The following is a 14,226-nucleotide window of genomic DNA, read 5'->3' as shown; positions in this document are numbered from 1 at the left end:
CATCCAGTGTGCGAGCAGATCGCGTCTCAGCCGGAAATCTCAATCTGTACGCACACTCGATGCCATTACTGCCGAGCAGCGGGCGCCGGGGTTGCGCGCAGGACCACGACCACGACCGCCGACAGCATCATGACGATTCCCACCGCCCACATACCGGCCTTGTCGTTGCCGGTGAGCTGGTTGAGCGCACCGGTCGCGTAGGGCGCGGCGAACCCGCCGAGGTTGCCGATCGAGTTGATCAGACCGATCCCACCGGCGGCGGCCGCGCCGGTGAGGAACTGTGCCGGCAGCGCCCAGAAGCTGGGGATCGCGCTGAAGACCCCCATGGCCGCGATGCACACCGGGATCATCACCAGCAGCGGGGTGTGCAGATACAGAGCGATCGGAATCGCCAAGCCGCCCAACCCCATCGGGATGGCGACGTGCCAGACGTGTTCCCGCTTGCGGTCGGCGTGACGAGACCACAGGTACATGGCGATGGCGGCCAGCGTGTAGGGCACGGCGGTGATCAGGCCCACCTGCACGATCGACAGGTGGATGCTGAACGTCTTCTGGAATCCCGAGATGATCGATGGCAGAAAGAACGCCAGCGCGTAAAGGCCGTAGGCGACACCGAAATAGACCAGTGACAGTGCCCAGATCCGCGGGCTGGTCAGCGCGCGCCGCAGCGGGAAGTCGAACGTGCCTGCGACATCTCGGTCCTCGTCGGCCAGCACATCGATCAGCCATTGCCGTTCGTCGGGCTGCAGCCAGTGCGCGTCGGCCGGGCGGTCGGTGAGGTAGAACCAGCAGATGACGCCAAGGAGGATCGCGGGCAGGCCGACACCGACCATCATGAACTGCCAGCCGGCCAACCCGAAAAGGCCCTCGCCGGCCTGGATCATCCACGCCGCCACTGGAGTTCCGACCGCCGCGGCGATCGGGCTGGCCATCATGAACAGGGCCACAATCCGGGCCCGGTAGGCGCCGGGGAACCAGCGGGTGAGGTAGAAGATCACGCCAGGGAACAGCCCGGCTTCGGCAACACCGAGCAGGAACCGCAACGCCAGCAGGGTGGGCGCATTGGGCGCGAATCCGATTGCCACCGCGACGATTCCCCACGACACCGCGATGCGGGCCAGCCAGCGGCGGGCGCCGAACCGCTCCAGAGCGAGATTGGACGGCACCTCGACCAGCACGTAGCCGATGAAGAAGATGCCCGAGGCCAGCCCGTACATGGTTGCGGTGAGCTGAAGGTGTTCGCTGATGTCGGCCTTGGCGATGCCGAGGTTGGTGCGGTCGAGGTAGTTGACGAAGTACAGCGCCATCAAGAACGGCACGATGCGGATGATGACCTTGCGCAGGGTGCGCGCCTCGAGTGACTTCTCACCGATCGATGCGACGGACATGCTGCCTCCCGTTGACGACGTTGACCAGGTCGCGGCCGTCGTGCAGACGGCGGCAGTTGTCGATGGCCTGGATGAGGTACCGGCGCATGGTGTCGGCGGTGTACCAGGTGACGTGCGGCGTCACCACGACATTGTCGAGGCGTAGCAGCGGATTATCGGGGTCGACCGGTTCTTCTGTGAACACGTCGAGTCCGGCTGCAGCGAGCCCGCCGTCGCGCAGCGCGTCGACCAGTGCGGGTTCGTCGATGACTCCACCACGAGAAGTGTTGACCAGCACCGCATCTGGCTTCATCGTGGCCAACGCGGCCCGGTCGATCAGCTTGTCGGTGGCCGGAGTCAAGGGAAGGTGCAGGCTGACGATGTCGCTTTCGGCCAGCAGGTTGGTCAGCGGACGCCACGTGGCGGTGCCGTCGTCCGCGGTGTTGGTGTGCAGGACCGTGCCGCCCATCGCGTGCACGATCTGCTCGACGCGTTTGGCGATGTTGCCGTAGCCCACCAATCCCACAGTGCAACTGCCGATATCGCGGACCGTCTCGCCGAGGCTGGCGTCCGTCGGCCAGCCGCGGCCCAGCCGGGTGGCGCGGTCCAGCGCGGGGAGTCGCCGCAGGGCGGCCAGCATCAGCAGCACTGCACCCTCGGCGACCGAGGGGGCGTTGGCGCCGGGCATGTTGGCCACCGCGATTCCCAGTTCGGTCGCTGCCTCGACGTCGATCGTGTTCACACCGGCGCCCAACTTGTGCACCAGGCGCAGCCGCGATCCGAGACGCAACTCCGCACCGGGCAGCGGACGCAGCACGTGCCAGATCACTTCCGCCTCGGGCAGCTCGCGGTGCAGTGTCGCGTCGTCGTCTTCGTGGCACCAGCGGACGTCGAGCCAATCCGATTCCGGTGCAACGATATCCAGCACGCCACCGGTGGGAAGGAAATGCCCAAGGACTCTCACCGCCACCGCTTGGCGATCCACTTCGTGATGGTGTCGGCCTGCTCGCTGCGCGCCCCCGGGGTGGTGAAGTAGTGGTCGGTGTCGATCGAGCACTGGGTCTTGTCCGTGCTGGCAAGCGCGTCGAAAATCCGCTGGGCGTCCGACGGAAAGACCCCGGTGTCTTGATCGGCGTTGATCACCAGGGAAGGCACCGTGACGCGGCCGAGGTGAGGTTCGGCGCGGGTCTGGGCGGTCTTGAGGCTCCACATGCCCAGCCAGCTGCGTAGCGTGCAGCTGCCGGCGATGCCCCGGGCCGAGCGGTTGGCCGTCGCAGGCACGCCGGCATAGCAGAGGTTGGCTTGTCGCCGGGTGGGTTCGATGGACGGGTCGACCATCCGGGGATCGGCCCAGGTCCGCATCACGGTGAACGGCCGGTCGGAAAACCCGGCGGCCTGCACCCGCTTGAGTTCGGTCTCGGCCCAGTCGGTGATCGCGTGGTTGCGGGCGATCTGCGCGGACCGATAGCGCGCGATGAAATCAGGGGAGAACGGCGGACCGTTGTTCTCATCGAACAGGTCGAGTTCGGGGTCGCTGGCCACCGGGTCGTTTTCGTCGACGACAGCGGCGTCCATCCAGGCGGTCAGCACCTCAGGGCGGCCGGGATGCGCCGCACTGGCGATATAGCCGTCGGCCGGCGGCAGTTCGGTCAGCCCAGCCGCGGGCCGAAGGCCGTCCAGCGGCGTGACATTGGGATCGACGGCCTGCGACTGATAGGCCGCCATCAGTGAGCCGCCGCCCGAATTGCCCAGCAACACCACCGTTTCCACACCCTGAATCTCGCGCAGCCAGCGCACACCGACGCCGATGTCCACCAACGCGTGGTCCAGCACGAAGCTGCTCTCGAACCCCCGGAAGCGGGTGTTCCAGCCGAGGAAGCCGACGCCGCGGGTGGCCAGGTAATCGGCGAGGTAATGCTCGGAGAAGTCGATCTGATAGTGGGTGGCGATGACTGCGACCTTGGGCTTGCGGCCCACCCCACGGTGGTAGAGGCCCTGGCACGGATGCCCGCCGGCGCCGGCCCGGCGCGCAGTGGGGGAGGCGACCCCGATGAACTCACGAACGACCCCGGGCGTTGGCATGTGGCTGGCCTCCTCGGGAGTAGATCGCTGAGGAGACGATATTCGCCAGCGTCGATGTGCACGCCTGAATCCGGTGTTAGGTTCGGTTGCGAGAGTTGACCAGTATCTGTGGGGGCACATCATGATCAAGCCGCACAACACCAACCCGGAATTCGAGCTCGGCGGTATCAATCACATCGCGCTGGTCTGCTCGGACATGGAGCGCACGAAAGATTTCTACACGAATGTGCTGGGTATGCCGCTGATCAAGGCGCTGGACCTGCCCGACAACATGGGGCAGCACTTCTTCTTCGACGCCGGCAACGGCGACTGTGTGGCGTTCTTCTGGTTCGCCGAGGCTCCTGACGGCACGGTAGGCAACACGACGCCGGCGGCGCTGCCAGGTCTGGGCTCGATCGTCAGCGCGGTGGGGTCGATGAACCACCTGGCCTTCCATGTGCCGGAGGAGAAGTTCGACGAGTACCGCCGCCGGCTCAAGGAGAAGGGTGTGCGGGTCGGTCCGGTGCTCAACCACGACGACAGCCCGCAGGGCGCCACCCGCGAACTCCATCCCGGCGTGTACGTGCGGTCGTTCTATTTCAACGACCCGGACGGCATCGTCCTCGAGTTTGCTTGCTGGACACGAGAATTCACTGACAACGAGGCCGCTACGCAGCCCAAGACCGCAGCCGACCGCAGGTTGCCGATACCGGCTGGTTAATCGCGGAACAGCCGCGGCTCGCCGAGATCGTCGATGATGGCTGTGAGCTGATCGACGAGCTCCTCCGCGGTCAGGTTGATCGCACCGCCTAGCCAGGCGCTGATCGTCTGGCCGACCCCGCCGACGACGAAGTGCGCGAACGCCTTGATCCGGTCGTTGGCCGGCCGGTGCAGCGTCGCCTCGACGTGCTGACCCGACAGCATCGCGAATAGCGCACCGGACTCCTGTCGCTTGCGGACCACCGTCGTGTTGGACAGCTGCGAGCTGAACATCAGCCGCCCCACCCTGGGATCGAGCTCGATGGTCCGCACGATGTTGGCCATGGCGGCCCGGTTCTGGGCATCCGGCGGAGCCGTGGCGACCGCCGCCTGGGTGGTGGCGGCCAGCTCGGCGACCACCCAGTCGAAAACCGCCGCCACGAACTCGTCCTTGTCGGAGAAGCTCTCGTAGAAGTAGCGGGTGGCAACCCCGGCCTCGCGGCAGATACCGCGAACGGTGAGCTCAGCGGGGTCGACGTCGCTGCCCAGCAGTTCCAGCCCCGCCCGCAACAGCTGGGCCCGGCGCCGAGCCAGCCGATCAGCGGCGTCAACGCCGCCGTACGGGCGTGCCTGCGTCATTAGCCCATCTTGACATTGCTGCGGCCAGGGCGGCAATATTCGGAAACATTCGTTTTCAGATTTGATCCCGATAGGTGGCGCACTGTGGCGATCCGCGAACCGGTCATCAGTCAGGTCGATCGCGCTGTGAGCGCACCGCCGATTCCATCCCGGCGGCGCCGCAGGCTGGGCCCGGGCTTCGACGACGGGCTCATGGGCGTGGCATTGCTGGCCGGTCCGGCGAACGTGATCATGGAGCTGGCCCGGCCGGGCGTCGGCTATGGCGTGATGGAGAGCCGGGTCGAGAGCGGACGGGCCGACCGGCACCCGGTCAAACGGGCGCGGACGACATTCACCTACCTCGCGGTGGCCACTCGCGGCAGCGACGAGCAGAAGAAGGCGTATCGGCGCGCGGTCAACAAATCGCACGCCCAGGTGTACTCGACCCCCGACAGCCCGGTGCAGTACAACGCGTTCGACAAGGACCTGCAGCTCTGGGTGGCCGCCTGCCTCTACAAGGGCGGGGTGGACATCGCCCGAGTCTTCATCGGCGAGATGGACGACGAGACCGCCGACCGGCACTACCGCGAGAGCGCGGCGCTGGCCACCACTTTGCAGGTGCCCGCCGAGATGTGGCCGGCCGACCGGGCGGCGTTCGACCGGTACTGGCAGGAGTCGTTGGACAAGGTGTACATCGACGACACGATTCGGGAGTACCTGTACCCGTTTGCGGTGTCGCGGGTGCGCGGTGTCCGGCTGCCGGGGCAACAGGCCATCGAGCGGTTCAACCTGCTCATCACCACCGGGTTCCTGCCGCAGCGCTTCCGCGAGGAAATGCAGCTCGAGTGGAATGCGGATACGCAGCGAAAATTCGATCGTTTGATGGCGGTCATCCGCTTCTTCAACAACCTGACACCACGGTTGATCCGTGAGTTCCCGTTCAATCTGCTGTTGTGGGATGTGGATCGGCGCATCCGCACTGGCCAGCCGTTGGTGTGAGGCCTGTCAGATTTCGCGCGTACCCTCGCGGCGGTGCGAAGTGACAACGACACCTGGGACATCACCACCAGCGTCGGCTCGACGGCATTGTTCGTCGCGGCCGCCCGTGCACTGGAGGCGCAGAAACCCGATCCACTGGCGGTCGACCCGTTCGCGGAGACGTTTTGCCGTGCCGTCGGTGGCCCGTGGGCTGCGCTGCTGGACGGCGAGGCGCCCGAGCATCCGCTGAAGTCCAAGGAGTTCGGCCAGCACTTCGTCACGTTCCAAGCCGCGCGGACTCGTTACTTCGATGCCTACTTCCGGCGGGCGGCTCAGGCCGGCGTGCGCCAGATCGTCCTGCTGGCCGCGGGCCTGGATTCCCGTGCCTACCGGCTGGATTGGGCCGACGGCACGATCGTCTACGAACTCGACCAGCCGCAGGTGCTGGACTTCAAGCGCGATACTGTCGCGTCGTACGGCGCCACCGCCAAGGCTGAGCGACGCGAGATCGCGATCGACCTCCGGGATGACTGGCCGCAGGCGTTACGGGACAGCGGTTTTCAACCCGACCAGCCCTCGGCATGGATCGCTGAAGGGCTGCTGATCTACCTGCCTGCCAGTGCGCAGGAGCAGCTGTTCGCCGGCATCGACGCCCTGGCCAGTTCGGGCAGCTACCTCGCGGTCGAGGAGGGCAGGCCGATGGATCGCGATGTCTTCCACGCGAAGGTCAACGAGGCCAAGGCCATTGACGACGAGCGGGGTCAGTGGTGGCAGCTGGTGTACAACGAGCAGCATGCGCCTGCCGCGCAGTGGTTCGGCGAGCGCGGGTGGACGGCTGAGGACACAACGCTCCTGGACTACCTGAAGACCGTCGGTCGTTCCGTCGATTCCGCGGACGCCGAGGCGGCCAACATGCTGGAGAGCATCACGCTGGTTAGCGCGATCAAGACCTAGTCCCACATGAACGGCCGCAGGAACCGATTGATGCGGCGCAGGTATTCCGGCTGACTGACGTGCAGGATGTGGTTGCCCGGGAACCAGTGCAGCGCACAGCGATCCCAGTGTTCCCACAGTGCCTCGGATTGCTCGGGTGGGGCCAGCCGATCACCCAGGCCGGTGATGATGAGCCGCCGATCGCGCGGCACCAGTGGCGCGTAGTTCAACGCGCAGTGGTACGCCGACGCGGCGGCTGAATCCTCCCGGCTGATGGTGCCGAATTTGCGGCCCAATTCGATCAATTTGTTCGCCGGCCACCACTCGTCGAATGTCCGCTCGGGCGTGACCACCGGAACATTTGGGATCACCGCTTCCAGCCGGTCGTCGGCCGAGGCAACCAGCGCTGAGGTGTAGCCGCCCAACGACATTCCGGTCAAGGCGATGCGATCCACCCCGGTGTCGCGCAACCAGTCCATGACGGAGCGGAAATCGTGCACGGCCTGGGCCATGGTCTCGGCGAAACCGGCCATGCCCTGGGAGAAGAAGCCGTAACCGCTGAAGGGGGAACCCTTTTCGGCGCGGCGGCCGTGGAACGGCAGGGTGTAGAGCAACACGTCATAACCGGTCCGGTAGAACCACGGCAGCGAGAAGAACAGCCCGTTGAACAGATAGGGCGAACCCAGGAAGCCATGGATCACGCACAAGGTCGGCCGGGGTCCGTCGTCGTGGCGCCAGTGCTGGGCCCAGACGGTGTTGTTGCGCTCCAGTCGTTTCCACTGCTTACGCATGTTCGGGTTGACCGGTTCGAAGCTGCTCTCGAACCGCAGGTTCTGGACGTTTCCGTGGGCGATGTACTGGGCCAACGGGTTCGCCGGACGGGTCGACACCGTGGGCAGCACGGTGGGCGCGGGAAACGACGCCACCGGGTCCTGGCGTCCGGCGAGCTCGGCGTAGAACTCGAGGTTGCTGCGCTCGCGGTGTAGGTCCGAGCGGCGGACGATGCTTTTCGCGACGGTCGGCAGCATCGATGCCCCGACCAGGGATGCGATCGCCGTACGCAAACCGAGGTCGGCGATCGCGGATGAATCCACGATGAGCCGCTGACGTGCGGTGAGATCGGAGCGGTCGGGCAGACCCTCATAACCGGCGTCGGCGCCCGCAACATCGGGCACGGGGATGGGCATGTCGACGTTCGACGTCATTGTCGCGGCCTTTCGCCGGTGGGCATGTCCCCGGATGTTAACTGGACCCGCGCCTCACACGAGGCGATATACCGTCGCGCCGCCCACCTTCATCGGTTGGTAATGCTGCTGTACCCAGTCGGCGATCTCCCCGCCATTGCGATCGTGGCTGCGCATCCGTCCGCTCTCGACGTAGTAAGTGATCTTGCCGGCGTGTACGTCATCGACGAACTGCGCCAATGTCGGCACCGGATCGGTGCTCCACCCGCCAATTGCCATGACCGCGGTATCGGACGCGATCTCCAGCGACGCCGCGGCCTGGGAGCCTGACGTAGCTGCTGACCACATGGTCCGGGTGGCACTGAGCAGTCTGGCCAACTGCGGGTCCACGTTGCCGGAACTGGCGCCCATCATCATCGTCTTGGCGAACCGGGACCCGACGGTCGGCCACACGTCCGCGGTATGGGCAGCGTTCGGGATCGATCCGGTGTGCGGGGTGGCGGCGGTTGCGACCGAAAACATGGTGGTACCAGTGAGGCTCGCGAACAGCGATATCGCCAGCGCGTACGGCGTGAGCCGAGGCCACTTCGTCAGCGCAGCGACGAGCAGGCCCACGGCCGTCACGGCAGCGGTCGCGATGAGCCAATGCGACCACATCGGGCCCAATCCCGCCCGCCGCAACAAGACGATGGCCCAGCCGGCGGCGACCACCACCATCGCGATAGCCGCCGACCTACTCAACACGGCCGCGAGGCCGATCAGCGCACCCGCAGCCGGCGCCAAGGCGATGGTGTAGTACGGGTGGACCAAGCCGGTCATGGAGGTGAACACCACCGCGCAGACGACGAACCACACCGTCCACGTCACAAAACCGGCCGCTTCCGTCCGGCTCAGCCTGCGGCGGACGGCGAGATATGCGGCGGCCACGATCGCGACTGCGACAGCAGGCAACAGCCAGGAAGCCTCGTAACCCATTTCCGCGGACAGAATGCGCAGCACCCCGGCATGGGTGGTCCAGCCGCGGGGATGTCCGTGCGACACCGTGTTACCGCCGCCGACGATGCGGTCGACACCGTTGTACCCCAACGCCAGATTGAGCACGTTGTTGTTTGTCGAGCCGCCGATGTAGGGGCGCGAACCGGCGGGCCACAACTGGACGACCGCCACCCACCAGCCACCGGAGATCACCAGCGCCACAGCAGCTCCCAGCAGATGCAGCACTCGACGCCACCAATGTGCCGGCGCGAAAATCAGATATGCCAGGCCAAAGGCGGGCAGCACCATCAGTCCGGCCAGCATCTTGGTGAGGAACGCCAATCCCAATGCGGCGCCGACGAGTGCGAGCCATTGCCACGACGCGCCGGCTATCGCACGCATCAGGAAGTAGGCGGCGGCGACCATCAGCAGCACCAGAAGTGCGTCGGGGTTGTTGTATCGGAACATCAAGGTGGCCGCGGGCGTGAGAGCCAGGATGGCGCCGGCGATCAGGCCCGCGATCGCCCCGCGTGTGGGGTCGGCGACGGTGCGCCGGACGGTGGCGTAGAGGACGGCCACGGCCCCGACACCCATCAGCGCCTGCGGCACCAGCACCGCCCAGCTGTTCATCCCGAACAGGCGCACCGACAGGCCGGTCACCCACAGTGCGGCCGGCGGCTTGTCGACGGTGATGAAGTTGTTCGGGTCCAGCGAGCCGAAGAACCACGCGGACCAGCTCTTCGCCCCGGACTGGGCGGCTGCCGCGTAGAACGCATTGCCGTAGCCGTTGATCGGAAGATTCCACAGGTAGAGGGTGGCGGTGACGAGCAGCAGGCAGATCAGGGCGACGGGCGGCCACCGCGCGGCGGTGCGCGGGCGGGCGATAGGCCCGGGTACACCGAGTGCGTCGGTGAGATCGGCGGTGGCGGTCACCGCACCACGGTGCACGATGGTGCTGACACGCCGATGTTGCCGCAGCTGGGAACTCGCTGTGGATTTCATGATCGACGCGGATGTGATGGAGTGGCTGCATGTGGAATCCGCAGACGTATCTCACGTTCGCCGACCAGCGCGGGCGGCCGTTCTTCGATCTGCTGGGGCGCATCGGGGCCGAGTCACCAAAGCGGGTGACGGATCTGGGTTGCGGGCCAGGCAATCTCACCGAGCAGCTTGCCAAGCGCTGGCCGGATGCGACGCTGCAGGCCGTGGACAGCTCAGCGGAGATGGTCGCCGCCGCGCGCGAGCGCGGTATCGACGCCGAGCTGGGCGACGTCGCCGCCTGGACGCCACCACCGGATACCGACGTTGTGTTCAGCAACGCGGCGCTGCAATGGATCCCCGGACACGCCGAGCTGATGGTGCGTTGGGCGGGCCAGCTACGGCCCGGTGCCTGGATCGCGGTTCAGGTCCCCGGCAACTTCGACGCTCCGTCCCACGCGGCGATACGCTGGCTGGCCGAGCAGGACCCATGGTCAAAGGTGCTGGGCGACTTCAGGTTCCGCAATGCTGACATCGTCGAGACACCGCTGAGGTATGCCGAGTTGCTGACCGGCGTTGGTTGCGCCGTCGATGCCTGGGAGACCACCTATCTCCATGAACTCAGCGGCGACAATGCGGTGTTGACCTGGATCACCGGCACCGCGCTCACCCCGGTGCGCGACCAGCTGACCGACGATCAGTGGCAGCAGTTCCGCGCGGAGCTGATCCCGCTGCTGGACGAGGCGTACCCGCCGCGGCCGGATGGCCGCACGTACTTCCCGTTCCGCCGGATCTTCGTCGTCGCTCAGGTGGGCCGCTGACGCTTCTCGTCGAGCACGGCGAGCACCTTTTTGACCAGGTCATCGATGTCCGCTCCGGTGGTATCGACCACCAGATCGGCGGACTCGGGCGGCTCGTAGGGCCCGTCCACACCGGTCAACCCCTTGAGCTCACCGGCGCGGGCCCTCTTGTACAGACCCTTGGGATCGCGCTTCTCGCACTCGCTTACCGGCGTCGCGACCCACACCTCGATGAAGGGCAACTTGGCCGCGCCGTTGAGGGCTCTGGCAATGTCGCGGTCCGACTTCAGCGGTGATACCAGTGACGCCAGAGCGACCACCCCCGAGTCGGCGAACAATCTCGTCAGATGGCCGACTCGGCGGATGTTCTCGGCGCGGTCGCCGGCCGAGAAGCCCAGATCATCCGACAGCCCGTGGCGGATGTTGTCACCGTCGAGCAGATACGCCACCTGACCGGACTCCACCAGGGCGCGCTCGACGGCGACCGCGAGGGTGGACTTGCCCGAGGCCGGGAGACCGGTGAACCAGATCGTCGCGCCGCGCTGTTGCGTTGCCGTCCAGCGGTAGTCGCGGTCCAGCGATGACGGATGCCACTTGATGTCGTTGCGCGTCTGCTCGCCCGGCTTGACCTCGCGGGCTTCCAGAATCGTGCCTGCGCCGACGGTGTCGTTGGAGTGTTCGTCGATCAGAATGAACGCGCCGTTGTCGCGGTCCTCGACGTAGGGGTCGGCCACCACGATCGAACTGGTGCGCAGGGTAATCGAGCCGATGTCGTTGATGGCCAGCTCAACTGGGCCGTCGAGCTCGTCGAGCGTTTCCGGATCCAGCCGGGAGTGCAACGCCTGGATCGTGGCCCGCACCGTTCGGGTGCCCTGTTTCAGCGCGACCCGGTCGCCGGCACGCAGCGGGGTGTCGGTGAACCAGCACACGGTGGCATCCAGTTCCCGCGCCAGCGTCGGCAGGTGCGGATCGTCGAGACCACTGACCAGGACATCGCCGCGACCCACATCGATGTCGTCGGCGAGCTCCACCGAAACCGAGAGCGGCGCAACCGCTGTCGTTCGTTCATCGTCGAGGGCATCCAGGGCGGTCACGACCGAGCGGGTACCGGACGGAAGTGCGACCACGGGATCGCCGACCGTCAGCGTGCCTGCCGATAGCCGACCCGTGTAGCGCCGGCGCTGATCGGCGGTGGGCCGCGACACCCACTGGATCGGGAGCCGAAGCCAGCTCGCCTCGGCCTGCGGTGCCGCCAGCTCCACCTGCTCCAGGTACTCGAGCAGTGTCGGGCCCTCGTACCACGGTGTCTCGGCGGAGCGGTGCACGACGTTGTCGCCGTGCTTGGCTGCGATCGGGATGACCGTCAGATCGAGGCCACCGAGGCGAGCGGCCAACTGCCGCAACTGATCTTCGACTTCGCTGAAGCGGGCCTGGTCGAATCCGACGAGGTCGATCTTGTTGACGGCGGCCACGAAGTGCTTGATGCCGACGAGTTTCGCGATCCGGGCATGCCGTCGGGTTTGGCGCAGAACGCCCGCGCGAGCGTCGACGAGCAGGATCGCCGCGTGCGCATTGGAGGCACCGGTGAACATGTTGCGCGTGTAGCGCTCGTGACCGGGTGTGTCCGCCAGGATGTAACTGCGGGTATCGGTCGAAAAGAACCGGTAGGCAACATCGATCGTGATGCCCTGCTCACGTTCAGCACGCAGACCATCCGACAGCGCCGCCAGATCGGCGACACCTTCTTCGTCGGTAACCGCCTCCAGGTGGTCCAGCGGCAAGCTGTCGGTGTCGTGCAGCAGCCGGCCGATCAGGGTGCTCTTACCGTCGTCCACCGAGCCTGCGGTGGTGATCCTCAGCAGCTGACGTGTCGCGGTCGTCATCAGAAATAGCCTTCGCGTTTACGGTCTTCCATGGCGGCCACCGACGTGCGGTCGTCGGCGCGGGTCTCGCCGCGCTCGGATACCGTCGCAGCCGAGATTTCGGTGATGACGCCGGCGATCCCGGTGGCCCTGGATCGGACGGCTCCGGTGATCGTCAGATCACCGACCGTGCGATAGCGGACCCACTCGACCGCCGAGCTTTCGTCGCCCTCGGGGCGGGCGTATTCGGACACCGCGAGCAGAATGCCGTCGCGTTCGAAGACCTCGCGTTCATGGGCGAAGTAAATCGAGGGGATCTCGAGGTTCTCCAACTCGATGTAGCGCCAGATGTCCAGCTCGGTCCAGTTGCTCAGCGGGAACACCCGAACCTGCTCGCCCTTCTTGATCCGGCCGTTGTACAGCGACCAGGGCTCGGGGCGCTGCGCGCGCGGGTCCCACTGGCCGAACTCGTCGCGGAAGCTCAAAATTCGTTCTTTGGCCCGCGCCCGCTCCTCGTCGCGTCGCGCGCCGCCGAACGCAGCGTCGAATCCGCCCGCCTCCAGGGCATCGAGCAGGGTGCGGGTCTGCTGGCGATTGCGGGACTCGCCCTGACCCGGGTCGGCAACCCGGCCGGTGTCAATCGATTCCTGCACCGACGCGACGATCAGCTTGTGTCCTTCGCCGTTGACCCGGCGATCGCGGAACTCGATGACTTCGTCGAAGTTGTGCCCGGTATCGACATGCAGCACCGGGAAGGGCAGCGGGGACGGCCGAAATGCCTTCTCGGCCAACCGCAATAGAACGATCGAATCCTTGCCGGCCGAGAAGAGCAGCACGGGGCGTTGCAGCTCGGCGACGACTTCCCGGATGATGTGGACGGATTCGGCCTCCAGTAGCCGCAATTCGTCGACGTGGGTGGTGTCCACGGTGCTTACGTCGGCGGTCATGTCGGCAGGCCCTCTCTTTCGGCGTCGGCGCGGTAGCGGTCGACCCATTCATCGGAGCGTTGATCGGCCTGGCGTTCCAGGACGGGCGCGGGGGCCAGTTGGGGGTCTTCGCCGATCGCCTCGAGGACCTGCGCGACAACGTCAGTTAGGTTGCGCCACAGCACCGGGTAGGGAACGTCGATCGGATGGACATCCTCTTCGGCGAACCACGTGCGCCAGCCTTCGTCCTGCGCGCGCAACATCCGTACGACGTGGGCGATGGCGCCGGCGTGATACTCGGCCCGCGCATCCCGCACCGGGTCGGGCCGGCCACGCCAGACCCGGGTCTGAACCGCACGCCAGAACGACACCGCCTGCGAGATGACGTCGGGGCGGTAGACGTGGATCAGCACCGGATCGCTGCCGACGACGTCACGGATGGCCGACAGCAACCCGGTTCCGGACCGTTCAGGGAGGTCCTTGGCGCGGCTGAGCAGAAGGGGCGTCTGGTTCCACATCAGTTTGCCGCCCCAGATGCCGTTGGGGGTCCGGCCGACGGTGCGGATGTAATCCCGCCAGATCTCGGCGGGCGCCAAGTCGGGCTTGCCCTCGATGATCGGGTCGAGCAGTCGCAGGATCGACTCATCCTCGGTGTCGGCGAACCACTCCCTGGGCTGCGGCGACATGCTGGTGGTGGGCAGGTACTGGAAGAACTCCTGGGGTTCGCCGGCCACGCCGGTGGCCCGCAACGACTCGACCAACAGCGTGCTGCCGCTGCGTTGGGAAGCGAGCACGAGGTAGGCGGTCGGCTGATCGGGCATGTGCTGAGCCTAGTGGCATCCATG

General features: G+C 66.4%; 13 protein-coding genes. 4 read left to right on the top strand and 9 right to left on the bottom strand.

What is annotated here, in order from left to right; genetic code table 11:
• Positions 1 to 65: 65 nt before the first annotated feature.
• Genes SLQ31_RS20595 through SLQ31_RS20585 form a run of 3 tightly spaced genes read right to left on the bottom strand, consistent with a single transcriptional unit; the run spans position 66 to position 3,449 of the window.
• Positions 66 to 1,388 (bottom strand): MFS transporter, encoded by a 1,323-nt coding sequence (locus tag SLQ31_RS20595; RefSeq protein ID WP_319435911.1) that lies wholly within the window; start codon positions 1,386 to 1,388, stop codon positions 66 to 68.
• Positions 1,366 to 2,352, bottom strand: coding sequence for a 2-hydroxyacid dehydrogenase (locus SLQ31_RS20590; RefSeq protein ID WP_319435910.1), 987 nt, complete (start codon positions 2,350 to 2,352; stop codon positions 1,366 to 1,368). The genes SLQ31_RS20595 and SLQ31_RS20590 overlap by 23 nt, the downstream gene beginning before the upstream one ends.
• Complete coding sequence (locus SLQ31_RS20585; RefSeq protein ID WP_319435909.1) at positions 2,328 to 3,449, bottom strand: alpha/beta hydrolase; 1,122 nt, start codon at positions 3,447 to 3,449, stop codon at positions 2,328 to 2,330. Before SLQ31_RS20585 ends, SLQ31_RS20590 begins: the two co-directional genes overlap by 25 nt.
• Before the next feature lie 121 nt (positions 3,450 to 3,570).
• On the opposite strand from SLQ31_RS20585, the gene SLQ31_RS20580 reads away from it, so the two are divergent.
• Positions 3,571 to 4,149: a VOC family protein gene (locus SLQ31_RS20580; protein ID WP_319435908.1), complete on the top strand. Its 579-nt coding sequence runs from the start codon at positions 3,571 to 3,573 to the stop codon at positions 4,147 to 4,149.
• Here SLQ31_RS20580 and SLQ31_RS20575 read toward each other — a convergent pair.
• On the bottom strand, positions 4,146 to 4,766 hold the full coding sequence (locus SLQ31_RS20575) for a TetR/AcrR family transcriptional regulator (protein WP_319435907.1): 621 nt from the start codon (positions 4,764 to 4,766) through the stop codon (positions 4,146 to 4,148). The genes SLQ31_RS20580 and SLQ31_RS20575 overlap by 4 nt on opposite strands.
• Before the next feature lie 192 nt (positions 4,767 to 4,958).
• Between SLQ31_RS20575 and SLQ31_RS20570 the strand changes: the two genes are divergently transcribed.
• Together SLQ31_RS20570 and SLQ31_RS20565 are read left to right on the top strand one after the other, a co-directional pair.
• Positions 4,959 to 5,744: an oxygenase MpaB family protein gene (locus SLQ31_RS20570; protein WP_413642726.1), complete on the top strand. Its 786-nt coding sequence runs from the start codon at positions 4,959 to 4,961 to the stop codon at positions 5,742 to 5,744.
• Positions 5,745 to 5,777: 33 nt separating this feature from the next.
• On the top strand, positions 5,778 to 6,677 hold the full coding sequence (locus SLQ31_RS20565) for a class I SAM-dependent methyltransferase (RefSeq protein ID WP_319435905.1): 900 nt from the start codon (positions 5,778 to 5,780) through the stop codon (positions 6,675 to 6,677).
• Here the strand turns inward: SLQ31_RS20565 and SLQ31_RS20560 are convergent.
• Positions 6,674 to 7,861, bottom strand: a complete 1,188-nt coding sequence (locus SLQ31_RS20560; protein WP_319435904.1) for an alpha/beta hydrolase — start codon at positions 7,859 to 7,861, stop codon at positions 6,674 to 6,676. The genes SLQ31_RS20565 and SLQ31_RS20560 overlap by 4 nt on opposite strands.
• A gap of 54 nt (positions 7,862 to 7,915) precedes the next feature.
• The gene (locus SLQ31_RS20555; RefSeq protein WP_319435903.1) at positions 7,916 to 9,748 is read right to left on the bottom strand and encodes an ArnT family glycosyltransferase; all 1,833 of its coding nucleotides are present in this window, start codon (positions 9,746 to 9,748) and stop codon (positions 7,916 to 7,918) included.
• 98 nt (positions 9,749 to 9,846) lie between these two features.
• Here SLQ31_RS20555 and SLQ31_RS20550 point away from each other — a divergent pair, with 98 nt between their 5' ends.
• Positions 9,847 to 10,614: a trans-aconitate 2-methyltransferase gene (locus SLQ31_RS20550; protein WP_319435902.1), complete on the top strand. Its 768-nt coding sequence runs from the start codon at positions 9,847 to 9,849 to the stop codon at positions 10,612 to 10,614.
• Here SLQ31_RS20550 and cysC read toward each other — a convergent pair.
• From cysC to stf0, 3 genes are read right to left on the bottom strand one after another with little or no spacing between them, the layout of a single operon-like run.
• Positions 10,599 to 12,476 carry an adenylyl-sulfate kinase gene (cysC, locus tag SLQ31_RS20545; protein ID WP_319435901.1) on the bottom strand — a complete coding sequence of 626 codons (1,878 nt, stop codon included), beginning with the start codon at positions 12,474 to 12,476 and terminating at the stop codon, positions 10,599 to 10,601. The two genes, SLQ31_RS20550 and cysC, sit on opposite strands and share 16 nt — an antisense overlap.
• Positions 12,476 to 13,402, bottom strand: a complete 927-nt coding sequence (gene cysD, locus SLQ31_RS20540) for a sulfate adenylyltransferase subunit CysD (RefSeq protein ID WP_319435900.1) — start codon at positions 13,400 to 13,402, stop codon at positions 12,476 to 12,478. Before cysD ends, cysC begins: the two co-directional genes overlap by 1 nt.
• Complete coding sequence (gene stf0 / locus SLQ31_RS20535) at positions 13,399 to 14,202, bottom strand: trehalose 2-sulfotransferase (protein WP_319435899.1); 804 nt, start codon at positions 14,200 to 14,202, stop codon at positions 13,399 to 13,401. Before stf0 ends, cysD begins: the two co-directional genes overlap by 4 nt.
• Between the last annotated feature and the right edge of the window lie 24 nt (positions 14,203 to 14,226).

The sequence above is a fragment of the Mycobacterium sp. RTGN5 genome (genome assembly GCF_033804465.1).
Taxonomy (GTDB): Bacteria; Actinomycetota; Actinomycetes; order Mycobacteriales; family Mycobacteriaceae; genus Mycobacterium.
This window is presented reverse-complemented; position numbering and strand designations above follow the sequence as displayed.